At 64.9% G+C, this 26,730-nt stretch carries 23 protein-coding genes and 1 tRNA gene; 14 read left to right on the forward strand and 10 right to left on the reverse strand.

Annotated elements, in window-relative coordinates; genetic code table 11:
• Positions 1–5: 5 nt before the first annotated feature.
• Genes ACGYK9_RS04985 through ACGYK9_RS05005 form a run of 5 tightly spaced genes read left to right on the forward strand, consistent with a single transcriptional unit; the run spans position 6 to position 5,040 of the window.
• Entirely contained in the window at positions 6–1,205 is a 1,200-nt protein-coding gene (locus ACGYK9_RS04985) for an acyl-CoA dehydrogenase family protein (RefSeq protein ID WP_394412319.1), read from the forward strand.
• Positions 1,202–2,335, forward strand: coding sequence for an acyl-CoA dehydrogenase family protein (locus tag ACGYK9_RS04990; protein WP_394412316.1), 1,134 nt, complete (start codon positions 1,202–1,204; stop codon positions 2,333–2,335). Before ACGYK9_RS04985 ends, ACGYK9_RS04990 begins: the two co-directional genes overlap by 4 nt.
• Entirely contained in the window at positions 2,316–2,723 is a 408-nt protein-coding gene (locus ACGYK9_RS04995; protein ID WP_394412313.1) for a PaaI family thioesterase, read from the forward strand. The genes ACGYK9_RS04990 and ACGYK9_RS04995 overlap by 20 nt, the downstream gene beginning before the upstream one ends.
• Positions 2,720–3,487 (forward strand): oxepin-CoA hydrolase, alternative type, encoded by a 768-nt coding sequence (locus ACGYK9_RS05000; RefSeq protein ID WP_394412310.1) that lies wholly within the window; start codon positions 2,720–2,722, stop codon positions 3,485–3,487. Before ACGYK9_RS04995 ends, ACGYK9_RS05000 begins: the two co-directional genes overlap by 4 nt.
• Positions 3,488–3,540: 53 nt before the next feature.
• Positions 3,541–5,040 carry a class I adenylate-forming enzyme family protein gene (locus tag ACGYK9_RS05005; protein ID WP_394412307.1) on the forward strand — a complete coding sequence of 500 codons (1,500 nt, stop codon included), beginning with the start codon at positions 3,541–3,543 and terminating at the stop codon, positions 5,038–5,040.
• 33 nt (positions 5,041–5,073) lie between these two features.
• On the opposite strand, the gene rpe is transcribed toward ACGYK9_RS05005, so the two are convergent.
• Together rpe and ACGYK9_RS05015 are read right to left on the reverse strand one after the other, a co-directional pair.
• Positions 5,074–5,763 carry a ribulose-phosphate 3-epimerase gene (rpe, locus tag ACGYK9_RS05010; RefSeq protein ID WP_394412304.1) on the reverse strand — a complete coding sequence of 230 codons (690 nt, stop codon included), beginning with the start codon at positions 5,761–5,763 and terminating at the stop codon, positions 5,074–5,076.
• Between the two features lie 64 nt (positions 5,764–5,827).
• Positions 5,828–9,034 (reverse strand): 4Fe-4S double cluster binding domain-containing protein, encoded by a 3,207-nt coding sequence (locus ACGYK9_RS05015; RefSeq protein ID WP_394412301.1) that lies wholly within the window; start codon positions 9,032–9,034, stop codon positions 5,828–5,830.
• A gap of 123 nt (positions 9,035–9,157) precedes the next feature.
• On the opposite strand from ACGYK9_RS05015, the gene ACGYK9_RS05020 reads away from it, so the two are divergent.
• The 5 genes from ACGYK9_RS05020 (at position 9,158) to ACGYK9_RS05040 (ending at position 14,414) form a co-directional block, all read left to right on the forward strand.
• Positions 9,158–10,177: an ABC transporter substrate-binding protein gene (locus ACGYK9_RS05020; protein WP_394412298.1), complete on the forward strand. Its 1,020-nt coding sequence runs from the start codon at positions 9,158–9,160 to the stop codon at positions 10,175–10,177.
• A 174-nt stretch (positions 10,178–10,351) separates the two neighbouring features.
• Entirely contained in the window at positions 10,352–11,611 is a 1,260-nt protein-coding gene (locus tag ACGYK9_RS05025) for a cation:proton antiporter (protein WP_394412295.1), read from the forward strand.
• 81 nt (positions 11,612–11,692) lie between these two features.
• Positions 11,693–12,460 (forward strand): ABC transporter ATP-binding protein, encoded by a 768-nt coding sequence (locus ACGYK9_RS05030; protein WP_394412292.1) that lies wholly within the window; start codon positions 11,693–11,695, stop codon positions 12,458–12,460.
• Complete coding sequence (locus ACGYK9_RS05035) at positions 12,453–13,259, forward strand: ABC transporter permease (RefSeq protein ID WP_209217161.1); 807 nt, start codon at positions 12,453–12,455, stop codon at positions 13,257–13,259. Before ACGYK9_RS05030 ends, ACGYK9_RS05035 begins: the two co-directional genes overlap by 8 nt.
• A gap of 240 nt (positions 13,260–13,499) precedes the next feature.
• A complete protein-coding gene (locus ACGYK9_RS05040; protein ID WP_394412288.1) occupies positions 13,500–14,414 on the forward strand; it encodes a D-amino acid aminotransferase in 915 nt (304 codons plus the stop codon).
• Between the two features lie 43 nt (positions 14,415–14,457).
• Here the strand turns inward: ACGYK9_RS05040 and ACGYK9_RS05045 are convergent, their stop codons facing one another.
• The 8 genes from ACGYK9_RS05045 to ACGYK9_RS05080 all read right to left on the reverse strand — a co-directional run bounded on the left by ACGYK9_RS05045 (position 14,458) and on the right by ACGYK9_RS05080 (position 20,419).
• Positions 14,458–15,867 carry a PepSY-associated TM helix domain-containing protein gene (locus ACGYK9_RS05045; RefSeq protein WP_394412285.1) on the reverse strand — a complete coding sequence of 470 codons (1,410 nt, stop codon included), beginning with the start codon at positions 15,865–15,867 and terminating at the stop codon, positions 14,458–14,460.
• A gap of 41 nt (positions 15,868–15,908) precedes the next feature.
• On the reverse strand, positions 15,909–16,268 hold the full coding sequence (locus ACGYK9_RS05050; protein ID WP_394412282.1) for a hypothetical protein: 360 nt from the start codon (positions 16,266–16,268) through the stop codon (positions 15,909–15,911).
• Between the two features lie 33 nt (positions 16,269–16,301).
• Positions 16,302–16,793, reverse strand: coding sequence for a copper chaperone PCu(A)C (locus tag ACGYK9_RS05055; protein WP_271689063.1), 492 nt, complete (start codon positions 16,791–16,793; stop codon positions 16,302–16,304).
• Positions 16,794–16,838: 45 nt separating this feature from the next.
• Positions 16,839–17,210, reverse strand: a complete 372-nt coding sequence (locus ACGYK9_RS05060) for a polyketide synthase (protein ID WP_394412280.1) — start codon at positions 17,208–17,210, stop codon at positions 16,839–16,841.
• Between the two features lie 105 nt (positions 17,211–17,315).
• A tRNA-Gln gene (locus ACGYK9_RS05065) sits at positions 17,316–17,390 on the reverse strand.
• A 62-nt stretch (positions 17,391–17,452) separates the two neighbouring features.
• On the reverse strand, positions 17,453–18,796 hold the full coding sequence (locus ACGYK9_RS05070) for a mechanosensitive ion channel domain-containing protein (protein WP_394414916.1): 1,344 nt from the start codon (positions 18,794–18,796) through the stop codon (positions 17,453–17,455).
• 70 nt (positions 18,797–18,866) lie between these two features.
• A complete protein-coding gene (locus tag ACGYK9_RS05075; protein WP_394414981.1) occupies positions 18,867–19,859 on the reverse strand; it encodes an NADPH:quinone reductase in 993 nt (330 codons plus the stop codon).
• Positions 19,860–19,939: 80 nt separating this feature from the next.
• Entirely contained in the window at positions 19,940–20,419 is a 480-nt protein-coding gene (locus ACGYK9_RS05080) for an SH3 domain-containing protein (RefSeq protein ID WP_271689927.1), read from the reverse strand.
• Between the two features lie 185 nt (positions 20,420–20,604).
• Here ACGYK9_RS05080 and ACGYK9_RS05085 point away from each other — a divergent pair, with 185 nt between their 5' ends.
• From ACGYK9_RS05085 to ACGYK9_RS05100, 4 genes are all read left to right on the forward strand, one after another.
• Positions 20,605–21,591, forward strand: coding sequence for a D-glycerate dehydrogenase (locus ACGYK9_RS05085; RefSeq protein ID WP_067262987.1), 987 nt, complete (start codon positions 20,605–20,607; stop codon positions 21,589–21,591).
• Between the two features lie 100 nt (positions 21,592–21,691).
• Entirely contained in the window at positions 21,692–23,095 is a 1,404-nt protein-coding gene (locus ACGYK9_RS05090; RefSeq protein ID WP_394414919.1) for an FAD-binding oxidoreductase, read from the forward strand.
• A gap of 283 nt (positions 23,096–23,378) precedes the next feature.
• Complete coding sequence (locus ACGYK9_RS05095) at positions 23,379–25,871, forward strand: FAD-dependent oxidoreductase (RefSeq protein WP_394414922.1); 2,493 nt, start codon at positions 23,379–23,381, stop codon at positions 25,869–25,871.
• Complete coding sequence (locus ACGYK9_RS05100) at positions 25,868–26,614, forward strand: hypothetical protein (protein ID WP_394422420.1); 747 nt, start codon at positions 25,868–25,870, stop codon at positions 26,612–26,614. The genes ACGYK9_RS05095 and ACGYK9_RS05100 overlap by 4 nt, the downstream gene beginning before the upstream one ends.
• The last annotated feature ends 116 nt before the right edge of the window (positions 26,615–26,730 follow it).

The raw sequence follows: 26,730 nt of genomic DNA on the forward strand, positions 1-26,730 counted from the left end.
CCGACATGGACCTGAGCTATACAGACGAAGAACGCGCCTTCCGCGAGGAGGTGCGTCAATTCCTCGCCGAGAAACTGCCCAAGGAACTCTCCGAAAAGGTGCGCCGTGGGCAGGAGTTGACCAAGGACGACCACGAACGTTGGCACGCGATCCTGAACGAGCAGGGCTGGCTGGCCACCAACTGGCCGAAAGAGTTCGGCGGTGCCGCGTGGAACGCCGTGCAGCGGCATATCTTCGAGGAAGAAGCCGCCGCCCATCACGCGCCGCGCATCGTGCCCTTTGGCCTGTCGATGCTGGCCCCGGTGCTGCAAAAGTTCGGCTCGAAAGAGCAGCAGGACTACTGGCTGCCACGCATCCTCTCGGGTGAAGACTGGTGGTGTCAGGGCTATTCCGAGCCGGGCGCCGGGTCGGACCTTGCCTCACTGAAAACCACAGCGGTCAAGGACGGCGACCATTACATCGTCAACGGTCAGAAGACTTGGACGACCCTTGGTCAACACGCCAACATGATCTTCTGCCTCGTGCGGACGAACAAGGAGGTGAAGCAGCAAGAGGGCATCTCCTTCCTGCTGATCGACATGGAAACCCCTGGCATCACCGTGCGCCCGATCATCCTGCTGGATGGCGGCGCCGAGGTGAACGAGGTCTTCTTCGACAACGTCAAGGTGCCTGCCGAAAACCTCGTCGGCGAAGAGGACAAGGGCTGGACTTACGCCAAGTACCTGCTGACCCATGAGCGCACCAACATCGCCGGTGTGGGCTTCTCCCAAGCCGGTCTGGCGGCGGTGAAACGCATCGCCAAATCCGAGATGGCCGGAGGCCGCCCGCTGATTGAGAACCCGCATTTCGCCGCTCGCGTGGCGCAGGCCGAGATCGACCTGATGGCGATGGCGACGACCAATCTGCGGATCATTTCCAAGGCCGCCGCCGGGCAGGCGCCGGGCGTGGAAAGCTCCATGCTCAAGGTCAAGGGCACGATCATCCGGCAAGAGATCAACGACCTCGCGCGCCGTGCGGCTGGCGTCTACGCGATGCCCTTCGCCTCGGAAGCGGTGGCCGGCAGCAACGATGCGCTGCCCGATCCCAATGACGCGGGCCCCGTGGCCGCGCAGTATTTCAACAACCGTAAACTGTCGATCTTCGGCGGCTCCAACGAGATCCAGCGCCAGATCATCGCCAAGACCATGCTGGGAGGTGGCAAATGAATTTCGACCTGACCGAAGAACGCCAGATGCTGCAGGACAGCCTGCGGCGGTTCCTGCGTGACAAATACGATACCGAGACCCGCAACCGCATCCTTGAGAGCGAGACCGGCTATTCGACCGAGATCTGGGAAGGCTTGGCCGAACTGGGCGTGATCGGCGCGCTCTTCACCGAGGAGCAGGGCGGTTTCGGCGGTGCCGGTTTCGACCTTGCCGTGGTCTTCGAAGAGCTGGGCCGCGCCGGGGTGGTCGAACCGCTTCTGGACAGTGCCGTGCTGGCCGGGGGGCTGATCGCCGACCTCGGGACCGAAGAACAGCAGGAGCATATCGAGCAACTGATCGGCGGCGCGCTGCAACTGGCCTTCGCCCATGGCGAGCCGGGCAGCCGCTACGACCTCGAGCGCGTTACCACCTCGGCCACGCAAAACGGCGACCAGATCGTGCTCAGCGGGCGCAAGGCCGTGGTGGCCAATGCCGAGGCCGCCGACATGCTCGTCGTCTCCGCCCGCGAAAGCGGTGAGGCGGGGGACCGCGATGGCATCTCGCTCTTTCTCGTGCCCGCCGATGCCAAGGGGCTTTCGGTGACCGGCTACGCGCTCTTGGCCGGTGGCCGCGCCGCCGAGGTGACGCTGGACGACGTGACCCTGCCGGAAAGCGCCCGTCTGGGCGCGGCGGGGAAGGCGTTTGACGCCATCGAGACCCGCACCGCCATGGCCACCGCCGCGCTCTGCGCCGAGACGCTGGGCGCGATGGAGACCGCTTGCGACCTCACGCGCGAATACCTCGGCACCCGCAAGCAGTTCGGCCGCCCCATTGGCAGCTTCCAGGCGTTGGCGCATCGCATGGCGGACCTGCTCATTGATCTCGAACAGGCGCGCTCGGCCGTGATCAACGCGGCGGGCCATCTGGAGGACGACCGCGCCAGCCGCGAGCGTCACGTCTCAGCCGCAAAGAACCTGATGGGCCGCGTTGGCCGTCTGGTTGCGGAGGACACGATCCAGATGCATGGCGGCATCGCCATGACGCAAGAGTACGAACTGGCGCATATCGCCAAGCGCATCACCATGGCGGACCACCGCTTTGGCGATGTTGACCATCATCTGGAGCGGTTCATTGCACTATCCGCCGCATGATGCACCGACCAGCGGGGTTCAGCAGCTGATCGGGTTTACCCCCGACCTGTCGAACCCCGATGGCAGCACCCGCGTGACGCTCGAGCTCGGCCCGCAGCACCTGAATGTTTCGGGCGTGCTGCACGGCGGGCTGCATACGCTGATGCTTGACGTTGCCGCCGGTTTCGCCTGCGCGCGGCACTGCGCGATGAGCGGGCCTTTCGTGCCGATGCTGACGCTCTCGCTGACCACCGACTACATCGGCGCGGTCCGCGAGGGGCAGATTGTCGCCACGGGGCGCGTCACCGGCGGGGGCTTCAAGATTCTCTACGCCGAGGCGCAGTTGCACGATGCCGAAGGCCGCCTGCTGTCGCGCGCCACCGGCGTATTCAAGAGGGCCAAGACATGAGCGCACGTATCGAGGACTGCGGCGACCGGCTGATCGTCTGGAACGGCAACGCAGAGAAACGCGGCGCGCTGACGCCCGCGCTCTACGACGCCATCGCCGAGGCGATGCGGCTGGCCGAGGAGCCGCGCATCCGCGCGGTGATCCTGACCTCCGAGGGGCGGTTCTTCTGCGCCGGGGGCGACCTCAACGTGCTGATCGAACGCCGCAAGCTGACCGAGGAGGTCCGCCGCGAGCGGGTCGATGCGCTGCATGATCTGGTGCGGTCGATCCGCGCCTGCCCGGTGCCCGTCCTCGCCGCCGTCGAAGGTGGTGCCGCGGGCGCGGGCCTGTCGCTGGCGCTGGCCTGCGACATGATCGTGGCCTGCGAAGACGCGCAGTTCACCGCCGCCTACGTCAAGGCTGGTCTGGTGCCCGACGCAGGCCTCACCGCCTCGCTCGCCCGGCTCCTGCCGCGCCCCTTGGCGATGGAGATGTGCCTGCTGGGCCGCCCCGTCATGGCCATGCGCTTTGCCGAACTGGGCGCGGTCAACCGCATCTGCCCCAATGGCCGCGCGCTCGACGAGGCGCTGATGCTGGCCGACACGCTGGCCGCGGGTCCGCGCGCGGCGCAGGGCACGATCCGGGCCTTGGTCGGGCAGGCCTATGAGACCGACGAGGCCGCGCAGCTCGACGCCGAGCGCAACGCCATGGCCCGCGCCGCGGGCGGCGACGAAGCCGCCGAGGGCATCGCGGCCTTTTTGGAGAAACGAAAGCCCCGGTTCTAGCCGGGCGGCGGCTGCCGGAGGAGGGGGCTGCTATTAGGCAGGAGGAGACACCCATGAATGCCAGGGTACAGGATTTTCTAGCTGAGCAATTGGCGACCCGCCCAGAGGCACCAGCGCTGAGCGACGCCAGCGGCGCGGCTTGGAGCTTTGCCGATCTGGACCGCGCGCGTCGGGCCTTGGCGGCGGAGTTGCGGGCCGCGGGGGTGCAGGCGGGCGACCGCGTGCTGTTGATGGTGGAGAACTGCGTTTCCGCCGTGGCCGGGCTCTATGCCGCGTGGGAGTTGGACGCCGTGGCGATCCCCGTCAACGCCCGCCAGACCGAGGCCGAGGTCACCCGCATCATCAACCACGCCACCCCGGCGGCGGTTCTGCTGACCTGCGAGGTCTCGCCCGAGGCGGCGGCCCATGCAGCGCGGCTGGACGCACGCGAGATTGCGGGCGATTTCGGCAGCTTGCATCTGGCGACGCCACAGCCCAGCAGCCCGGATGCCGATCTGCATGACGTGGCGGTGTTGCTTTATACCACCGGCACCACGGGCGATCCCAAGGGCGTGATGCTGACCCATTCCAACCTGCGCTTCGGCGCGCGGGCCTCTGCCGATCTGCGGCAGATGGTGCCGGGGGATGTGGTTTATGGCGTTTTGCCGATGACCCATGTCTTCGGCCTCGTCTCGGTCCTGATGGCCGCCGTCAGCGCGGGCGCGAAGGTGCGGCAGGAGAGCCGCTTTTCCGCCGCGAAACTCCATGCCGCGACCCATGAGGATGTCACGATCCTGCCTGCGGTTCCGCAGATGCACGCGCTGGTCATGCAATACTCGCGCGAGCGCGGGATGCCGAAACTGGAAAGCCCGACCCTGCGCTATGTCTCCTCCGGCGGTGCGCCGCTCGACCCGGCGTGGAAGCGCAAGGCTGAGGCTTTCTACGAACTGCCCCTGCAAAACGGTTTCGGCATGACCGAGACCTGCTCGGGCGCATCGGCCACGACCAATGCGCTTGGCTCCCCCGATACCTCCGTCGGGCCGGTGACGCCGGGCACCGAGTGCAAGATCGACGACCAAGCCCCCGGCGGCAATGGCGCGGGCGAGGGCGAGGTGCTGGTGCGCGGCCCGCATGTGATGAAGGGCTATTACCGCAACCCGACCGAGACCGACAAAGCCATCGACGCCGAGGGCTGGCTACACACCGGCGATTTAGGCAAGCTCGATGAGGAGGGGCGGCTGCACATCCTTGGACGTTCGAAAGAATTGATCATCCACGGCGGTTTCAACGTCTACCCGCCCGAGGTGGAAGCCGCGTTGAACGATCACCCGCGCGTGGTGCAGTCTGCGGTGGTCGGACGGCGGCGCGAGGGCGATGAAGAGGTGCTGGCCTTCGTGCAGGTGGCACCGGGGGACGAGGTCACGGCGGAGGAGCTGCGTGGTTTCGTCAAGGAACGGCTCACCGGCTACAAACGGCCCGCACAGATCATCGTGGCCACTGATCTCCCCGCAGCGCCCACGGGCAAGATCCTGAAGCACCGCTTGCTGGCGGCCTTTGCCGATCAACTGGCGTGACGGGGCGGGGCGCAGAAGCGCCCCGCATCTTTATCAAACGTAGGTGCCTTCGGCGGCAGCGCGGATCGCGCGGATGTTCTCGCCATAGGGCGCCGGATCGCTGACCGAGCCACCCTTGAAGACGGCAGAGCCTGCCACCAGCACATCGGCCCCGGCCTGCGACACCAGTGGCGCGGTCTTGGGGTCGACGCCGCCGTCGATCTCGATATGCACGGGCCGGTCGCCGATCATGCTGCGCAGCTCGCGGATCTTGGCGGTCATGTCGATGAACTTCTGCCCGCCGAAACCGGGGTTCACGGTCATCACGCAGACCAGATCGACCATGTCGAGGATCTCGGCCACCGCGCTTGCTGGCGTGCCGGGGTTCAGCGCCACGCCCGCCTTCGCTCCCGCGCCGCGGATCGCTTGCAGGGTGCGGTGGATATGCGGGCCAGCCTCCACATGGGCGGTGATGAAATCGGCGCCCGCCTTGGCGAAGGCTTCGATATAGGGGTCGACCGGGGCGATCATCAGATGCACGTCCATCACGCCCTTGATATGAGGCCGGATCGCCGCGCAGGTGGCGGGGCCGAAGGTGATGTTGGGCACGAAATGCCCGTCCATCACATCCACATGCACCCAGTCGGCGCCTTGGGCTTCGATGGCTTCGCATTCGGCGCCGAAATTGGCGAATTCGGCGGCAAGGATGGAGGGGGCGATCTTGATCGAACGGTCGAAAGTCATGGGCGGCCTGCCTTTGTTGCGGGGGTTGGCCCCTCATAACGGCTGACCGCTTTTTGCGAAAGGGCTATAGGTCGATCTCCAACACGCCGCCGGGCTGGGCCGCGCGCGACTGGCAAAGGATGATCGCGCCCTCGCGTTGCTTGGCCGAGAGCACGAAGTCGCGGTGCTCCACCTCGCCGCCGCGCAATCCGCATTTGCAGACGCCACAGATGCCGTCGGAGCATTTCAGGTCCACCGGCACCCCCGCCGCGATAAGCGCCTCGGCGGCGGTTTCCTCGGCCCCGACCTCGATCTCGCGGCCCGAAGAGAGCTTCAGCGTGAAGGGGTGGTTCTCGTAATCCGGCACCTCGGGGGTGGAGAAATATTCCAGATGCCGTGCGTCTTCGGGGATGCCTGCGCCCTCGGCAGCGGCCATGACCGATTGCATATAGGCGTCCGCCCCGCAGGTGTAGACATGGGTGCCCTCGGGCGCGCGGGCCATGATCGCGGGCAGGTCGGCGCGGGTGCCCTCGGCGGAGATATGCAGATGCACACGGTCGGCCCAAGCGGCCTGAGCGAGCTCCCCGGCAAAGGCTGCGGCCTCGCGGGTGGAGGCGGAGTAATGCAGGTCGAAAGGCCGCCCGAGCGCATGCAGCCGGTGGGCGAAGGCGATCATTGGCGTGATGCCGATGCCGCCGCCCATCAGCAGGCTGTGCGACGCGCCTTCGACCAGTTCGAAATGGTTCACCGGCTTGCCCACGAAGATGCGCCGCCCTTGGGTAAAGACCCGGTGCAACAGCGCCGAGCCGCCTCGGCCTTCGTCCTCGCGCAGCACCGCGATACGGTAGCGGCTACGGTCTTTGGGGTCGCCCAAGAGCGAATAGGGGCGTAGGTATTCGGGGGCCACCACGAGGTCGAGATGCGCGCCTGCGGTCCATGCGGGTAAATCGTGGCCTTCGGGATGGGCGATGTCGTAGAGCCGGGTGGTGGCGTTCAATTCCTCAACGGCGGTGATGCGCAGGTCGAGCACCGGCGTGTCGCTGCCGACTTTGTAGAGATGCAGGTGCTCGGTCTCCCCCGCTGCCGTCTTGCGGCGATGTTCGTCGGCGCTGATCAGCGCGGCATGGGCCTTGATCCCGGCTTCGCGGTTCATCGGGTCGGGATAGGGCCAGGGGTGCGGGGCCAGCGGGGCGGGGTAGACGGCGAGGGTCTGGTCTTCAAACCTAAGGTCCAACTCCGGTTGCAGGTCGCGCGCGTTCACGGGTTGCGCGGGGGTGTCGAACTGGCCCGAGGGCTTGCGCTCGATGTCCCACCACCATTTCTTCACCGGGTTCAGCCGGCCTTTGCCGACCTTGTCGTCGAGCTTGGCCAAGAGCGGTGCCGCGGCGGGAATGTTCGAGGCGGCCCAGCGGAAGGGCGCCTCGGCAAAGAGCCCTTCGAGGTTCCACGGGCAGGTCTTCATGCAGCGCCCGCACATGGCGCCGCCTTGGTTGGTGATCCGGTAGGTGGCACATTTCTGACTGTCGGATTTCCAAATCTCGTAGCCGTTGAACATCTTCTTCGGCCCGGCGGTGATCGCCCCCGAGGGGCATTCGCGGGCGCATTTGTTGCAGGCTTCGCAGAACTTTTGCAGGCCAAAGTCGATGGGCTTGTCGTGGGCCACGGGCAGGGTGGTGGTAACCACGCCGGATTTCAGCCGCGGGCCGAGGAAGGGGTTCAGGATCACCTCGCCGATGCGGGAGACTTCGCCCAGACCCGCCAGCAACAACAGCGGTGGTTGCAGCACATCGCCGTCCATCACCGTATGGGCCTTGGCGGCATGGCCGAGGTTGCGCAGGTGCTGCGCCAGCACGCCGCCGAGCATCGAGAACCGCAGATAGGCGCGCATGGATTGCGACACGGCGATCCAGTCGTCGCCCGAAGAGCCTTCCATCGTGTCATAGCCTTGGTCGATGATCAGGCTCAGCGCTTGGTCATGCGGCGGGGTGATCGGGGTGCCGGTGGCGTCGTGGCTGTACCACGTCCAGTCCGGGCAGGCGGAGAGGCCCGCAGCATCGGCGCCGAGGAAATAACTCGCCGCCTTGAGGTTCGCCGCGTTGCGGGCGGCATCCCCGGCCTCGGGGGCGTCTTCGTTCACCGGCCCGTCCTGCAACAGGATCAGCGCGCCCAGCAGGCGGCGCTGTGCGGCGGAGGGGGCGGATTTGATCACGTGATGCCCGCCTTTCATGGCGTTCTGCACCTTCGGCCCCATGTCGCCGAACTGGCCACGCGCAAAGAGGTCACCGCGTTTCGGCACGCGCGGGACGTTGGCGGCGTCGATATAGGTCGTGGGCTCCTCGACCCTCTTCAACGTCTCAAAAGGATGAGGTCCCATGGCATAATCGCGCCGGGCGTAAGGATCGACGTCGCGGGCGCTGACGCCGCCGTGGGTGCCAAGCTGCCAATGCGGCCCCTTCAGCACCGACCACGGCTGCTCGGCCAGTGGGGCAAGCGGCATGTCGGGCGCGAGGGCCATGTCGGTCGTCACCACCGCAAGGCCGAAGCGCGGGCCGATCCATGGCGCTTGCAGGCTGCCGTCCTCCATCACAGCCAGCCCCGCCGCCACGGCCAGTTGCCCGAGGTTCACGTCGGAGGTGGTGGCCGAATGCACCTTGGCCGCAAAGCCCAACTGGCGGATGTATTCGGCGAGCACGGTGGCGTTCTCGGTTCCGCGCAGGCAGGCGCGCTCGGCTTGTGCGTCGATGATCCAGTCGCTGCCCGGCTCGCCCTCGCGCGGGTCGCGGGGGTAGGCGGTGAGGATCACCAGCGCATGACTGTGGCCGTCGATCGGGGTTTCTGGCGCATCCACGGCGTCGCGCAGGTTGGCCATGATCACATCGACGCCCGCGGCCAGCGTCTTGGTCTGGCGGCTGCGCAGACCTTCGGCCAATTGGGCGGTGCCTTGGCTGCGGCGCGGGTGGGGCAGCAGCGCCTCGCGCGGCAGGGCGCTGACGCCCATCATCGAGGCATCGTTGTAATAGCCAAAGGATTTCAGATGGTTGGCCCGCTCCTGCGGACTGTCGGGGATCACCGCGCCCGCCCTGTTGACCGGCCCGTCGCGCAGCACGTCCATCATCGCCTGAAAGGGGGCCATGGCGTTGCAGATGCTCTGCGGCGTCTCGGGCCGCTCGAACCGCAGTTCCGGCTCGGGCGTCTTGGGCAGCCGGTCATGCGGTGCCTGCAACCGGCGCAGCCGTTCCAGCGGGAAGGGGCCGAGATGCATGGGGCGGGTCTTGGACGAAAAGAGCTTCATGGACAAATCGATGCCACGCTTTGGGATGATATGCTAGTCTTGGTTGTATCGGTAAACACCGCTCTCGCTTGACTTTTTGCGCAGCCGCCGACCATGCTGCGGCAAAATTGGAGGAGTAAGACCATGACCCTGTTCACCCGCCGTCAGGCCATCGCAACTTTGGGCGCCGCAACGGCTGTGGGGCTGGCGGCACCGGCACTGGCGCAGAACCGCAAGATCACCCTGGGCGCGCTGCGTTTCACCAGCCACGCGGGCAGCTTCGTCGGCTTTGAACGGGACTATTTCAAAGAGGCCGGTCTGGATGTCGAACTGCGCTTCTTCGAGGCCGCGCAGCCGATGGCCGTGGCAATTGCCAGCGGCGATGTGGACTATGCAATCACGGCGATTTCCGGCGGGCTGGTGTCGCTGGCGCAAAAGGGCGCGGTCAAGGTGATCGGCGGCGGCCTGCAAGAAGAGCAGGGCATCGACGGGCAGAAGTTCCTCGTCTCTGACGCGGCCTATCAGGCGGGCATCACCGCGCCGGGCATGTTGGACGGCAAGAGCTTTGGCATGACGCAAGCGGGGTCGTCCTTTCACTACATGGGCTCCAAAATGGCCGCGGCGGAGGGGATCGACCTCAAGTTCAAGCCGCTGCAAAAGGTCGGCGCGGTGATCGGCGCGCTGAAGTCGGGCCAGATCGACGCATGGTCGATCGTGCCGCATATCGCCAAGCCGCTGGCCGGGTCGGGTGCGGTGCATATCATCGGTGATGTGGCGACCTATCTGCCGGATTATCAGGTGACCACGGTCTTCACCTCGACCAAAAACGCCACGGACGAGCAGGAGATGACCAAAAATTTCCTCGCCGGTTACTCCAAAGGCGTCGCCGATTACAACGCCGCGATGATCGCCAAGGATGGCGGTGATGCGGGCGTGGATGAGATGGTCGATCTGATCCACAAATATGTCTACACCGACCGCCCGCGCGACAAGGCCGCGCCTTCGATCATCAATGGCACCATGCGCCTGAACGAAGGGGCCAAGCTGAATGTCGCCTCGGTCCGCGATCAGTTGGAGTGGTTCCAGTCCGAAGGGTTGGTCGATGCCGACATCACTTTGGAGACGCTGATCGACACCTCTTATGCCGAGACGGCGGGCAGCTAAACGCTCGCCCCTCTGGAAGGCTACACTGTGCAAGGCGCGCTCCCCACGAGCGCGCCTTCTGCTTTGCGGCCTGCAAGGGGATTTCGGCGCCGCATGACTGGCAATGCCGCCGCGCCAAGATACCTATGATGCTGAGACGGGGCCAAGCCCCTGAGCAGAAAACGGGAATCGGCAGTGAGCGACGGCAGTTTTTTCGCCCTGAACGGCTATCATTTCGCATTGGGGGCCGTGGGGGCGGTGGTCATCCTTGCCCATTGGCTGCCGCGCTTTTTCAGCCGTCGTGAGCCTGCGGCCTCGGGGTTGTTGATCCTGCTCGGCATGGGGGTTTTCGCCCTTGTCCCCGGCATGCCGACATTCCCCGACCCCCGCGCGATGCCCTTTCCATGGGAGGTCGTCTCGGAGCTTTGCGTGATCGTCGCGCTTTTCGCGACGGGGCTAAGGATCGACCGGCTTTCGGATTGGTCCCGCTGGGGGCCGACGGCGCGGTTGCTGGCGCTGACCATGCCGTTGACGATCCTGTCGGTCGCGCTGATGGGCTGGGCCTTTGCGGGGATGACTGTGGCGGGCGCGATCCTCTTGGGCGCGGTGATGGCGCCCACCGATCCGGTTCTGGCCGCCGATGTGCAGGTCGGCCCGCCGCATGAGGGCGGTGAGCACCCGGTGCGTTTCGCGCTGACCACCGAGGCGGCGTTGAATGATGGCTTGGCCTTTCCTTTCGTCTACCTCGGCATTTTGGTCGCCGCCGAGGGGTTGGCCCCGGCGTCTTGGGGCGTGGAATGGCTGGCGCGTGACGTTTTCTGGCGCATCGCCGTGGGGGTCGCCATGGGGGCTGCGGGGGGCTGGGCCTTGGGGCAGGTTCTCTTTGCGGTGCCGCGCAATGCGGTACTGGCCGAAACCTCCTCAGGGGTGGTGGCTTTGGCGGGGGTGCTGTTGTGCTATGGCACCACCGAATTGGCCGAGGGTTATGGCTTTATCGCCGTGGCGATGGCCGGTCTGGTGATCCGGCGGGTCGAGGCGGATCACGCCTTCCACCGCCGTTTGCATGACTTCACCGCCGCTGTCGAACATGCGCTGACGGCGCTTTTGCTGGTGGCGATCGGCGCGGTGATGCCCGCATTGCTGAGCGATCTGACCCTTGCAGGCGCGGTGATCGTGCTGGCGCTGATCTTTGTCGTGCGCCCCTTGGCGGGGTGGCTGTCGCTTATGGGCACGCCGCTTGAGACGCGCCCCCGCTGGGTTGTCGCGCTCTATGGGATACGGGGGATCGGGTCGATCTATTACCTTGCCTATGCGGCGGGGAAGGTCGAGTTTCTGGACGAGGAGCCGCTGTGGGCGATGGTGGGTTTTGCCATCCTTCTGTCGACCTTGGTGCATGGGTTCACCGCCGGGATCGCGGTGGACGGGCTGCGCGGCAAGGGGGAGCCGCCCTCCTAACCGACCCCGCGGGGCAGGGCGGTCGCGCCCGCTTGCGGATCGCACATTGCGCGCGGTGCGTTTTTGCTGAAAAAGGGCGGCATGGACCTCAAGCTTTCCTCCGTTAGCCATTACTATGGCGATACCCAAGTGCTGCGTGACATCACGCTCGACATTCCTTCTGGCCAGATCGTCTGCATCGTTGGCCCGTCGGGCTGTGGCAAATCCACTCTGCTGCGGATGCTGGGCGGGTTGGAACGCCCCAGCGAAGGCCGCGTGTTGCAAATGGGCGATGCGCCCGAGGGCTGTCTGAACCCGCTGACCTATATTTTTCAGGACTTCGCCCTGCTGCCTTGGCGCAGCGTGCGCGGCAATGTGGCGCTGGTGCTGGAGGGGCATGGGCTGGGCAAGGCGCGGCGCGAGGCGATCATCGCCGATGTCTTGGCGCGGACCAAGCTGACCGATTTCGCCGATGCGCTGCCCAAACAGTTGTCGGGCGGGATGAAACAGCGGGTGGCGATTGCCCGGGCACTGGCGGTGAACCCCGCCGTGATGCTGATGGATGAGCCGCTGAGCGCGCTTGACAGCCAGACCCGCGAATTGCTGATGGATGACCTTGTGGCGCTCTGGACGCGGCAGCCTTTCACGGCGGTCTATGTGACCCACAACCTCGCCGAGGCCGTGCGGCTGGGGCATAAGATCGTCGTCCTGTCGCGCCGTCCGGGTGAGCTGCGTGAGGTGGTGGAGTTGGACATGCCACTGGCCGAGCGGCGCCACGGCGACCCGGCATTGGAGGCGCAGCAGCAGCACCTTTGGGGCTTGATGCGTGATGAGGCCGCGGCGGCGGATGCGGAGTTGATCGATGGCTGAAATGACGGATGTGAACGCCCGCGAGGTCACCTTTCGCGGCGGCGGCTTCCAGCCCGGCACGCGGCGCGGCGTGGGGCTTGCGGTTTTCGTGGTGCTGATCCTGCTGGCGGAATGGGGCACGCGCAGCGGCTTCATCTCCCCCCTGACCCTGCCGCGGCCCAGCGATGTCTTGCTGACCTTTCAAGAGCTTTATCAGTCGGGGATGCTGTTCAAACACCTCGGCCCCTCGCTGACCCGTCTGGCGGTGGGCGCGCTGATCGGTGCCTCATTGGGCATCGGCATTGGCGTGTTGATCGGGTTGTTCTCTTTGGTCCGCGCCGGGTTGGTACCGCTGGTGGCGGCGATCTTCCCGATCCCTAAGATCGCGCTGCTGCCGCTCTTCGTCATCTGGTTCGGGATTGATGAGGCCAGCAAATACGCGTTGATCGCCTTTGGCACCTTCACGCCCACGGTGGTGGCGACCTATGCGGCGGTGGACAACGTTGACCGGGTGCTGATCCGCATGGGGCAGAGTTTTGGGCTTGGCTGGTGGTCGATCGTGTCCAAGATCGTGGTGCCCGGCGCGATGCCGGGGATTCTGTCCGGCTTGCGTATTTCGCTGACCATCGCGATTATCCTGCTGGTGGCGGCAGAGATGCTGGGCGCGGAATATGGAATTGGGGCGTATATCCTGCAGGCCGGGAGCTTGTATGATCTGGAGCGGCTGTTTGCAGGGGTGGTGATCTTGTCGCTGCTGGGCGTGGCGGTGTCGGCGGCTGTGGCCTTTGTGGAGCGGCGCGTGTTGAGCTGGCGGGTCTGAGGTTTTCGGGGGGAGGGTCAGCGCCTGCCCGCGGGTCGGCGACCCAACGGTCCCTCGTGCCACTTTATGGTTCAGCCATGGTGTGCGTCCGATAGGTCACGCCCAGCCTCACCAAATCGCCTACCCGTCCGGGCGGGCAGGCGATGGCCCGGCGCCTGCGGCTTGATTCCGGGCCGGGGTGGTAAGAGCGCGCCATTTGCGTATCAATAGCGCCAACCGCCCTCACCAACGGACCCCACCATGACCGAACACACCACCACCCACGCCGCCGGCGAAGACGCGCGCAACCGCGACATCAAGATCTACGTCAACGGCGACATCGTGCACCGCGACGCAGCCAAAGTCTCGGTCTATGACGCGGGCTTCATGCTGGGCGATGGCATTTGGGAAGGCATGCGCCTCTACAACGGCACATGGGCGTTCTTTGACGAACATATGGACCGCTTCTTCAACTCCTGCAAAGCGATCTCGCTCGATGTGGGGATGGACAAGGCCGGCATCGCCGAGGCCATGCGCCGCACGGCGGAGGCGAATGACATGCACGATGACGTGCACTGCCGCCTGATGCTGACCCGCGGGATCAAGGACAAACCCTTCCAGCACCCGTCGCTCAGCACCACCGGGCCGACGCTGGTGATTATCATGGAACATTCCAAACCCGTCGACCGGCTGCAATCTAAGGGCATCCGTCTGGCCTCGGTCCCGCAGGTGCGCGGCCTGCCGCACAGCCAAGACCCGAAGCTCAACAGCCATTCCAAGCTCAACTGCATCATCGCCTGCCTTCAGGCCGAGGCGGCAGGCGCGGATGAGGCGCTTATGCTTGACCCGCATGGTTTCGTGAACACCACCAACGCCTGCAACTTCTTTATCGTGCGCCGGGGTGAGGTTTGGACCTCGACCGGGGACTACTGCATGAACGGCGTGACGCGGCAAAAGGTCATCGACCTCTGCCACGCGAATGGCATCCCGATGAAGGAAAAGAACTTCTCGCTCTACGAAGCCTATGGCGCGGATGAGGCTTTCCTCACCGGCACATTTGGCGCGCAGACCCCGGTGGCCGAGATTGACGGCAAACCCATCGGCACGGGCGAGCGGCCTGTCACCAAACGCATCCAAGCGCTGTACAAAGAGCTGATCAAACAGCACACGGCCTGAACGCCGCGAGGGTGCCCGCCCCCGCGAAGGGGCGGGCGGCATCTTAGGAGACCATGCGCTTCAGCGCGGGCACGCGGCGCAGCAGGAGCCAATCCAGCAGACCGACGACCAGCAAAGTGATCCCCGCCATGGGAAAGGCCAGCGCCACGGCCAGCCCGACCACGACTGCGCCTTTCCACAGCGTCATATTGCGTGGCGCGGGCGGGGCCGAAAGCCAGCCCGCCGGATTTGCCGGGCGGCGTTTCCACCACATCACCACGCCCGAGACGCAGAGAAAGATCACCGAGAGGCAAAACAGCGTATTGGCCAAAACGCTCGGCCAACCCAGGGTGCCCATATGCAGCGCGATGCCCACGGCCATCGCCTTCCCGGCCAGCGAATAATCCGCATAGCGCACGTCGGCGAGGATCTTGCCCGTGTGCCGGTCGATATGCACCGTTCGGTCGCTGGTGGGGTCTTCGGCATCGGTGTTCATCGAATCCCGGCTCAGCGTCCAAACCCCGTCTTCGCCGCGCGGCAGGTTCATCTGATAGCGCGCGTCAAAGCCGATCTGCCGGGCCAGCGCGTCGATGGTGTCAAGCGTGGCGGGCGTGCCTTCGGCCAATCCCGCCACCCCGGCATCGCTGCCTGAGGCGGGCATCGGGGTCTGCTCCAGCGCCCAAGGCACCTCCTTGGGCCCGTGGTTCATGCTGGCGTGGAGGTCATCCGACAGCGGGGCCTCCCATTTCTCTGCCGGAAACTGGCTCCATGCCTGCACCATCTTTTCGCCCCAGATACCGGCCCAAGAGAGGCCTGAGATCAGGAAGAAAAACAGCACCACCGACACCCAAAGCCCGATCGCCCCGTGCAGAGATTTCCACAGCGCCCGTCCACGGCCCAGTCGCGGAAGCAGTGCCGCCCGCAAACCAGTGCCGCGCGGCCACCAGAGGTAGAGCCCCGTGGCGATCAGCACCATGCCGAGCGAGGCCGCGATCTCGATCATGCGGTCGCCGGTGACACCCAGCAGCAGGCTGCCGTGGATATTGTCGGCCATGTCGTACCAGCCGCTGCGGCGTGGGAAGCTGGCGAGGACTTCGGCGGTATAGGGATCGACGGCGACCATGGTCGCCACGTCATGCGCGTCCACCCGAAAGATCGCGGCCAGATCATCGGCGCGGGGGGCGACATATTGCGCAAGGGTGCCGCCTTCGATGCTGGCCTGCGCGGCGGCGGCCTGATCAGAGAGGGCAAGGGGCGCGTCTTGGGGCGTGACGGCAATCCGCTCTCCGTCCCGCCCACCGATGAAGGCGATCCAGAGCATCGCAAGCCCCGTTAGGGCGAGCATGATGAAAAAGGGGATGACATAGACCCCGGCATAGAAATGCCAGCGCCAAGCGGCGCGGTAAAAGCTGTTCGCACGTTGCGTGTTGTCGTTTTGCAGGGCTGCCGCGCCTGCAGGATCGATGGAAACCATGTGTTTGGTCCTCTGACTGAATTGATATGGGGTTTGGAAGGTCAGAGAACCCGTGGCGGCGCCCTTGCGCGTTTGACAGAGGCGCGGCGCGGTTTGGGCTGTGTGGCAGGGGCAGGGGGCAGCGGTGGCGCCGGGTGAAAGGCGACGGCCAAGGGCTGCACCGCCTGCCCCCTGCGTAGGGCCGCGAGGGAGTGCTGGTTCCAGTCGCAGGGCTTGTGCTCGGGCTGCACCGGTTCGCCGTCCGGCCCGATGGTCACCGTCTCCACCCCGTAGCCCGTGCACAGCACCATGGTCAGCGCGCCTTGCTGGCGCTCTGGCATGGTTCCGGGCGCGAGCGCCGAGAACGCCCCAAACAACAACACCACCACCCAGAGGCAGAGGTGTTGAAGCGGGCCGGTCAACGCCTTGCGGCGCATCCTGCGATTGGCTGGGGCTTAGTGTTTATGCTCGTGCGAGGAGTGATCCATTCCGCCCGCGTCATGCCCGCGGCGGCTTTCGACATTGAACGTCACATCCAAGGTCCCGGCCTTTTCAAAGGTCAGGGTGGCGGGGATTTTCTCGCCTTCTTCAAAAGGGTCACCGTCGAGGCCCATGAACATCACATGCAGCCCCCCGGGTTTGAGGGTGACAGTTTCGCCCGCGGGCAGGTCGATGCCGTCCACATGGGACATGCGCGCGACGCCCATGTCATCGGTGGTCGTCTCATGGAGAGAGACTTCGTCAAAGCCCTCGGCGCTGATGCTGACAAGACGATCGGCAGTGTCGCCGCCATTGGTGATCGTCAGATAGCCGCCGCCCACGCGGGCGGTTTTCGGGGTCTCATAGGCCATCGGGTGATCGACGGTCAAAGCGCCTGCGGTGTACTCATGCGCGGCGGCGGGCAGGGCGAGGAGGGCAGCCAAGGCTGCGGTATAGAAAGATTTCATTGTCATGTTCCATTGTCTGAGATGTGCAAAAAAAATGGTGGTGGCTCAGACGTAAGGAGGCCCCCGGACAGGCGGTGGCGCCCCGGCGGGGCTGCGTGGTGCGCCCAAGGCGCGGGTCAGGCGGGGCGTGGCAAAGTGCGGCGCCGCGCGCGGCAGCAAGACATCCGCCGGGCTGGGCAAGATCAGCGCGTTGACGATGCGGCAGGCTTCGCAATCCAAAGCCGCATGGTTCTGCCCTTCGACCGGCCCATCGCAAAGATCGCTCAGCGTGCCGCCCGCTTGGATAAAGGCGATGAACGCCGGATCCTGCTGTACCTGCGCGGTCGCCCGATGGGCGAAAGGCAAGCTGGCAAGGGCCAGCAGCAGCAAGAGGGTCAGGCTGACCCGAAGCGAGGATATGCGCGAAACGGCGGACATACGCCCTGATACCCCGGCTGTCGCGGCAAGGCTATAGGGTGCTTTGATCTGCGACGCGATGTCGTAGGCCGGGCGCTGTGCGGGGGGGCTATCGGGGGAGAGTGTTGGCTGGGATGGTAGGATTCGAACCTACGGTACACTGTACCAAAAACAGTTGCCTTACCACTTGGCTACATCCCAACACAGGGCGCTAACTAAAGTTCTCTGGCCCGGGGTGCAAGACCCGTTTTAAAGAAATTAGCCTATTCTTCGGCTGCATCAACAGAGAGCAGGTCTTTGCTGGGCAATTCGGCACGTTCCTGCGCGACGATGCGGGTCAATTCCCGCTCGGTTTGGGGCTCGACGGGCTGAACAGCGGCGGGGTTCGTGGGCGCGGCTGCCGTTTGCGGCGAATCGACGGGTCCGTCGGAGGGCGATTCGCTTTGAGAGATCAGCTGATAGGCTGGTGGCCCCGCGGTGAGGCCCGCCGCATCGAAAGCTGAGAGGGTCAGGCGAATCGCTTCGCTGCGGGCGGCGAGCAGATCGGTGCTTTCTTGATTGATCCAACCGGCGAATTGCATGTTGATCCAGTGATCGGCGACCTCGTCCACCCAAGCGGCGGCTTCGGGGCTGGACAGAACGAAGGGTAGGTCGTTCAGCACCTCCAGCGCCAAATCACGGGCGCGGGCCAGATCGGCGTCGCTGGCGACCGAGAGGGTAAAGGTGAACCGCCGCTCGGCGTTGCGTGAATAGTTGGTGATCCGGCTTTTAAAAACGGTGGCATTGGGGATGCGCAGGTGGTTGCCGTCAAAGGTCAGCAGGATCGTGGCACGGCTCGTCAGGCGGATCACCTTGCCGGTGTCGCCGTCGATCTCGACCGTGTCGTTAGGGCGAAAGGGCTGGCGGATCGACAGCATAATAGAGGCGATGAAATTCTCGACCGTGTCGCGCACCGCGAAACCGATGGCGAGGCCGACAATCCCCGCCGCGCCAAGGATGCCCGATAGCAGCGCTGTCGCGCCGAGGATATCCAGCGCCACCACAAGTGCCGCGATGACAAAGGCCAGACGGATGATCTGGCGGTAAATGTCAGCGATGAACGCGTTGGGGGCGAGCCGATCCCACGGGTTGCGCAGCCGTGCCAGCGCCAGCCCGGCCAAGACGATCAGGCCAAAGACCCCAAGCGCCACCAAGGCCAGCGGGAGGAAGGCCAGGGCCTGCGCCATCCGGTCGCGGAAGCGATCTACGGCGGGGTTGAGCCGCTCGGCCACATCGGTGCTTTCGCGCACCTCGTTGCGGATCGCCACCACCCCTTCGACGCGGCCCGCTAAATCGTTCAGCCGCGCGGCGCTGGCGGTGTCGAGCGTGGTGCCGGTCAGCGTGACGATGCCGGAGGCGACAGAGACGCGGACCTTCTCGAACCCCTCAAGCTCGCGCAGGATGGCGCGGATGCGTTTGGCGATGGCGGCGTCCGCCGTGGCATCGCCTTCGACGGCGATGGTGCCCTCGGGCTGGTCGCTGGTCTGCGCAAAGGCCGGGGTGAGGGGCAGCGCGCAGCTCAGCAGCAGGCAGAGGAACAGGCGGGGCAGGGCGGCGGTAAGGCGCATGGGGGAACTCCGTCAGCGGGATGGGCCACCGCCCCGGGCGACGGGGGCGGCAGCTTGGCCAATTAGCGCGTTACCCCTGACAATCGAGCAGCACCGCCCCGCTGCGCTGTCCGGCCTCGACCAACTCATGGGCGCGGGCGGCCTCAGAAAGCGGCAGGACCGTGTCGACGGGGCAGCGCAGGGCGCCGTCCTCCAGCGCGTGGTGCAACCGGTTGATTGCCTGTTCGCGCGGACCTGCGGGCAGCAGGTAGATCAGGATGATGTCGATCGTGACCGCCTTGAACAGCAGCGGATAGAAGGGCAGCACCGGCGACATTTCCGCCGCCGAGCCATAGGCGGCGATGCGGCCATTGGGGGCGATGACCTCGGTGTCGGTGGTGATGTTCAGGCCGAACTCCGTCTCGACGATGGTGTCGACCGGCTTGCCGCCATTGGCATCAAGCACGGCGGCGGCGAGATCGGGGTCGGCGTAGTTGAACACGGCATCGGCGCCTGCATCGCGCAGCAGATCGTTGTCGCGGGGGCTACAGGTGGCGATCACCTTGGCCCCGCCCCATTTCGCCAGTTGCACGGCAAGATAGCCCACCGTGCCTGCCCCGCCTTGGATCAGCACGGTTTCCCCGGCCACCCCGCCGCCGCCAAAGACGGCGTGGCAGGCGGTCAGCCCCGGAATGCCAAGCTGCGCGCCGACCTCGGACGAGACGCCATCTGGCAGGGGCACGGCTTGATGGGCAGGCAGGGTGATCTGCTCAGCCGCCGTGCCAAAGCCGCGTTGCCACTGGCCGTTCCAGATCCAGACCTTCTGGCCCACGCGGCTCGCATCGACGCCCGCACCCACGGCGACGATCTCTCCCGCGCCGTCGCTATGGGGGATGACCTGCGGGAAGGGTGGTTTGGTCACGCCGGGGCGGGTGCCCGCGCGGGCCTTGACGTCCGAGGGGTTCACGCCCGAATGGCTGAGCGCCACGCAGACCTCTCCGGCTTGAGGGGCGGGGCTGTCGATCTCCGACAGGCGCAGCACGTCGGCGGCGGCTCCGAACTGGTCATAGGTAATGGCTTGCATGGCGCTCTCTCCGGCTTGAATTTCGCTGGCAGAGTGGCGCATGCGCCGGGATCATGCAATTGCGGTGGCGAGGGCGGGCGTTACTCGCGCAGCTCCTTGGGGCCAACACCCCAAAGCCGCACCTTGGGCGCCCAGCCGGTAAAGCCGCCCGAGCGCAGCTCGCACCATTCCAGCGTGCATTCGCCCAGACGGGCCACCACGCCGAGTTCCAACCGTGCCACCACGGCGGCTTTGGGGTCGGGATTGATGCGCAGTTGCAGCATGTCCTGTTCGACCAGCACCGTGCGGGTGCCCGACAAAAGCGAGTAGTGGACCCAGCCGCCCATACCGTCGCGGTCTTCGACCCGGCGCCAGTGGCCATGTTCGGCGGTGATCCTCAGTGGCAGGTCGCGGCGTTTGTAGACCCAGTCGATCCGGTGCGATAGCGACGGGCCGCGGCGCACGTTGCCTTCGGAGGCTTTCATCGAAACGAAACGGGGCAGGGGCAGGTTCGTGACCTGACCGCGCGCCTCTTCTGCGACGCCGGAGGTCGGCTGTGCCAAAAGCAGCGCGCCCACCATCAGGGCGCTGCGAAAGAAAGCGGTTATCATGGAATTGCCTGCTATGCGGTTCACTGCTGTGGGTCGGTGCTGTGCAAATCTGCGGGTTATTGTTGCTCTTTTTCGGGCGCGAGTTCTTGTGCCTCGTCGCTGCATGAGACACCATGCCCGCGAAACGAGGCGACGCCAAGACCGGGAGAGCAGGCATGTCAAAGAAGCGGTTGAGTGTTGTAGTGACGCGACGGTTGCCAGAGGCCGTGGAAACACGGCTGTCAGAGCTGTTTGACGTGACCCTGCGCGAAGATGACAGGCCCATGACCCGCGAGGAATTGGGCGCGGCGATGCGTCAGGCGGATGTGCTGGTGCCCACGATCACGGATGAGATCGACGCGCCGCTGATCACCCAAGCGGGCGAACGGCTCAAGCTGATCGCCAACTACGGGGCCGGGGTCGATCACATCGATGTGGCCACCGCGCGCCAGCGCGGCGTGCTGGTGTCGAACACCCCCGGCGTGCTGACCGACGATACCGCTGATATGACCATGGCGCTGATCCTTGCCGTGACCCGCCGCATGCCCGAGGGCATGGCGGTGATGCAATCGGGCAATTGGGACGGCTGGGCGCCCACGGCACTCTTGGGGGGCCGCGTTGGCGGGCGCCGTCTGGGCATTCTGGGCATGGGCCGCATCGGTCAGGCCGTGGCGCGCCGGGCGCGGGCCTTTGGCATGCAGGTGCATTACCACAACCGCAAACGCCTGCGCGAAGAGATCGAGGGCGAGCTAGAGGCCACCTATTGGGAGAGCCTTGATCAGATGGTCAGCCGGATGGACGTGATCAGCATCAACTGCCCCCATACCCCCAGCACCTTCCATCTGATGAACGCCCGCCGCTTGGGTCTGATGAAGCCCGACGCGGTGATCGTGAACACCTCCCGCGGGGAGGTGATCGACGAGAACGCGCTGACGCGGATGCTGCGATCTGGCGATATCAAGGGCGCGGGGCTGGACGTCTATGAACATGGTCGCGAGATCAATCCGCGCCTGCGCGAGCTAAAGAACGTCGTGCTGCTGCCGCATATGGGCTCTGCCACATTGGAAGGGCGGATTGAGATGGGCGAGAAAGTCCTGATCAACATCAAGACCTTCGACGACGGCCACCGCCCGCCGGATCAGGTCGTGCCCTCCATGCTCTGACCCACGGACGGCTGCGGCAACGCGGACCTTTCGTGTGATTAATTTACAAAGATGCCGCCGCAAGATTTTGCGGCGTGAGGATGCTATTGGGAGATAGAACGTGACGAAAATCGCAGATTTGCCGCGAAATGAGGTGGGGATCGCCGCCGCGCTGGATGAGTTGCAACAAGCCTTCGGGGACAATCTGCTGACCGGCCAAGCCATTCGCGAACAGCATGGCCACACCACCACATGGATCGACACGCAGGCGCCTGATGCGGTCGTCATGGCGCGCTCGACCGAAGAGGTGGCGCAGGCGGTGCGTATCTGCGCCGCCCATCGGGTGCCTGTGATCCCCTTCGGCACGGGCACCTCTCTCGAAGGGCATGTGAACGCCCCGGCGGGCGGGATTTGCATCGATGTCATGCAGATGGACCGCGTGCTTGAGGTCAATGCGGGCGATTTGGATTGCCGGGTGCAGCCTGGCGTGACCCGCGAAGCGCTCAACACCCATCTGCGCGATCAGGGGCTGTTCTTTCCGATCGACCCCGGCGCCAATGCGTCGCTCGGGGGGATGACCGCGACGAGGGCCAGCGGTACCAATGCGGTGCGCTATGGAACGATGAAGGACAACGTTCTGAGCCTTGAGGTGGTTCTGGCTGATGGCCGGGTGATCCGCACCGGCGGGCGGGCGCGGAAATCTTCGGCGGGCTACGATCTGACGCGGCTTTTCGTGGGCTCGGAAGGGACGCTTGGGATCATCACCGAGATCACCCTGCGCCTGCAAGGCATCCCCGAGGCGATGTCCTCGGCCCGATGTTCTTTCCCAACGGTGCAAGCTGCCTGCGAGACCGTGATGGCGGTCATCCAATACGGCCTGCCGGTGGCGCGGATCGAGCTTTTGGACGCCGATGTGGTTAAGGCCGTGAACGCCTATTCCAAGTTGACCCTGCCCGAAACGCCGCTTTTGCTGCTGGAATTCCACGGCTCCGAGGCGGGCGTGGTGGAACAGGCCGAGACCTTTGGCATGCTCTCGGAAGAGTTCGGCGGCAGCGGCTATGCCGCGACGACGACCCCCGAAGAACGCAGCAAGCTATGGCAGGCCCGCCATGACGGCTATTGGGCGGTGCTGGCGCTGAGACCGGGCTGCAAGGCGGTGGCCACAGATGTCTGCGTGCCGATCTCGCGCCTCGCCGATGCCGTGGTGGCGGCCCAAGCGCGGGCGGAAGAGTTGCAGTTGATCGCCCCCATCGTGGGCCATGCGGGGGACGGGAATTTCCATGCGTCCTTGTTGATCGACATGGACGACCCCGATGAAGTCGCGCGCGGCGAGGCTTTCGTCAGCTGGTTGGCGGAACTGGCGATTTCGATGGATGGGACCTGCACCGGCGAACATGGGATCGGGCAGGGCAAGCGGCCCTATCTGCGCAAGGAATTGGGGGCTGCGGTGGATGTGATGGCGACCTTAAAGGCGGCGCTGGATCCGCAGAATATTTTGAACCCGGGGAAGATTTTGCCGGGGTGAGTTGGGTGTTTTGCCCTGATGTTGTGCGGCGGGAGGGGTCGTGCAGGGTATTTGGGAAAGGATGAAGGTGGGGGGCGGTGTGATCTGCCTTGATGTTGTGCGGCGGGAGACGTTGTGCAGGGTATTTGAGAAAGGATGAAGGTGAGGGGGCGCGCTGGGGCTGAGGTGGCGCTTTGGGGGAGCGGGTAAGGTCGGTTTTTGGCGATGTTGGGTCGGCTGCTGCCTGCGGGGCGTGGTGCTGCTGCGTACAACGGGAGTGGGCCTAGCGCAGAGGGATTGGCAGATGAAAACGCAAGTCAAAGCATTGGTTGTCGGGGGCGGGGCGGTTGGCACGTCGATCGCCTATCATCTGGCGAAGGCCGGTTGGGATGATGTGATGCTCTTGGAGCGGGACGAGTTGACCTCTGGCTCGACTTGGCATGCGGCGGGGCTTTTGCCCTTGTTCAACATGTCTTATGCGACGACCCATATTCATCAGTATTCGGTCGAGTTTTATAAGACGCTGGAGGCGGAGACGGGGTTGAACGCGGGCTTTGCCGTGGTGGGCAATCTGCGCATGGCCCAGACGGATGCGCGGATGGATGAGTATATGCTCTATGCCTCTACCGCCGAGACCTGTGGTGTGCCCTATCAATGGTTAACCCCCGATGAGATTAAGGCAAAGTGGCCGCTGATCGAGACATCGGATTTGAAGGGGGCGCTTTATCACCAGACCGATGGCTATATTAACCCCGCCGATGTGACTATGGCGATGGCCAAGGGGGCGCGGCAGCGTGGTGTGGCGATCGAGCGCAAGTGGCAGGCGGATGGGTTCCATTGGAATGGGACGCATTGGGAAGTGACCTGCACCAAGATGGTCGAGAAGGGCGGCAACCTTGTCCCGTCGGACGAGCAGATCGTCATCACGGCGGAACATGTGGTGACCGCGAGCGGCAACCATGCGCAGCGCACGGCGCGGATGCTGGGCATCAAGATGCCAGCGATTCCCGTGGAGCATCAGTTCATCGTCATGGACCGCGATCCGGCCTTGGTCGATTACCGGGCGGCGGGCAATGGGGAGCATCCGGTGATCCGCGATGCCGATGCGCAGAGCTATGTGCGCGAAGAGCGTGGTGGCTGGATCCTTGGGGTTTATGAAAAGGGCGCGCCGGCGCGGTTTGAATATGGGGTGCCGGACAGCTTCCGGGCCGATCTGTTTCAGCTCGATCTGGAGCGGATCGAAGAGCAATATATGGCGATGAACCACCGCATCCCCTCGGCCGAGGATTGCGGACTGAAGGATGATTTCAACGGACCGATTTGCTATACGCCCGATGGCAACCCCTTGGTGGGGCCAGCGCCGGGGCTGCGCAATATGTGGCTGGCGGAAGGGTTTTCCTTCGGGATCACGGCGGCGGGCGGCACGGGCTATTATCTGGCCCAGATGATGGTGGAGGGCGAGGCCGAGATCGATATGGCGAGCCTCGATCCCAAACGCTACGGCGATTGGATGACCACGGAATATGCCGCGCGGAAGAATGAGGAAGCCTACGACCACGTTTATATCCTGCACCATCCTGACGAGGAGCGGCCCGCGTGCCGTCCGCTGCGCACCTCGCCCGCCTATGACCGGCAGGCGGCGCGGGGGGCGCAATTCGGGCAGGTGAATGGTTGGGAGCGGCCGAATTATTTCGCGCCGGAGGGGTTTAGCGATCATGACAGCCGCTCGTTCCGGCGCGGGGGCTGGTGGCAATATGCGGTGGAAGAGGCGAAAGCCATCCGTGAGGGTGTGGGTCTGATTGATGCCACGGCCTTTACCAAACATCTGGTCCGCGGGCCGGGGGCAACGGCGTTTCTGGATTGGTTCACCTGCAACAAGCTGCCTTCGGTGGGGCGTATCAACCTGACCTATGCCTTGACCGGGGCGGGGACAACGCGGACGGAATATACCATCGTGCGTTTGGCGCAGGACGAATATTACCTTGTCTCGGCGGGGGCGTGGACGGCCTATGACAGCGATTATCTGCGCAAGGCGATTGCCGATAAGATGCCTGAGGTCGGCTACGTGGAATGTCATGACGTGACCACGCAGTGGGGTGTTTTCGCGATTGCCGGGCCGAAGTCGCGGGATGTTTTGGGCGCTTTGGTGCGGGATGCGGCGCCGGAGACGGTGTTGGGCAACAAGCGGTTCCCGTGGCTCACCATGCGCGACATCGAGTTGGGCATGGTGCCGGTGCGCGCGATCCGGGTGGCCTATACCGGGGAGCTCGGCTGGGAATTGCATCACCCGATCGAGATGCAGAACCATCTGTTCGACCAGTTGGAGAAGGCCGGCAAGCCGCATGGGATGAAGATGGTCGGCGCGCGGGCGCAGAACTGGCTGAGGCAGGAGAAGAGCTATCGCGCCTTTGGGCATGAGTTGGGCCGGGATGGGACGCCTTTGGAAGCGGATTTGCCGCGCTTTGTCGATTTGAACAAGGAGTTTCACGGGAAGCAAGCGATGGTCGATCACGGCATCCGCGCGAAATGCGTGACCGTGCTGATCGACGGGCCAGAGGATGCCGATCCTTGGGGCCGTGAAGTGCTTTACAATGGCGAGACCCGGACCGGGCGGCTGACCTCTGGGGGCTACTCCGTGGCCTTCGGCAAGAGTATCGGTATGGGCTATGTCAAACCCGAGGATGCGGTGGTAGGCACGAGGCTGAAGGTAAAGATGCTTGATCAATTGTGGGAGGCCGAGGTGGTCGAAGACAGCCCCTATGATCCGAAGAACCAGCGCATCCGGGTGGACGGTTGATCCGGCGCGGGCTGCTTGCACTCTTTTGCGTATTGGCGCTGACGGCGGCGCTGCTGCGCGACAATCCCGTGGTCAGCGCGGCGCAGGGCTATGCGGCGGATGTGGCGACCACGGCGGCGGCCTCCTATGTCACGCTGCGCACGTTGAACGCCTTTCTCTCCACCGCGCAGGAGATCGAGGTGGGGCTGTCCTTCATCGCCTCCGGCTCGGCGCGGCCTTTAAAGGTGTTGGAGCCGATTGACGACACGGTGGAGCGGATCGCGGGGCTGGTTTTCGGTGTCATGGTGGCCACGGGGGTGATCGCCGTGGCGCTTGGTCCGGTGAGTGCGATTGGGCTGGGGCTGTTGTCTGTCGCACTGGCAGTTTGGGCGCTGAGCAAGCGCGGTCATGCCGGGCTGCCCCGGCGGTTGGCATGGTATGGCGGGTTTCTAGGGTTGGCGCTTCCGCTTGCCTTGGTTGTGTCTGAGCCGTTGGCGGGGACGCTCACCGAAGGGGTCTATCTGCGGAACATGGAGGTGATCGAGGAGATCACCGCGCATGTTGGCGGCAGCGAGGCTTTGGGTGAGGAAGAACCGGGTTTGACGGAGTATCGGCAGCTTGCCAGCAACCTTTGGAGCCGCGCGGATGAGTTGATCGGCGCGCTTTTGGCGGTGCTGGGGGTACATGTATTTCGGATATTCTTGTTGCCGCTTTTGTTGGTGGGCGGGCTGTTCGTCGTGGCGCGGTATTATGCGCGGGGGTGAAGGCTGGCGTGGCGTCTGGGGGGGCGTTGTGCAGAGGTATTTGGGAAAGGATGAAGCGGCCAGGGTGGCGTTTCTGTTGGAAGGGTTTGGTTTTGGGGGGTAACCGATCGCGTCGC

It is taken from the genome of Sulfitobacter sp. 1A15258 (assembly GCF_043557045.1).
Classification (GTDB): domain Bacteria; phylum Pseudomonadota; class Alphaproteobacteria; order Rhodobacterales; family Rhodobacteraceae; genus Sulfitobacter; species Sulfitobacter faviae.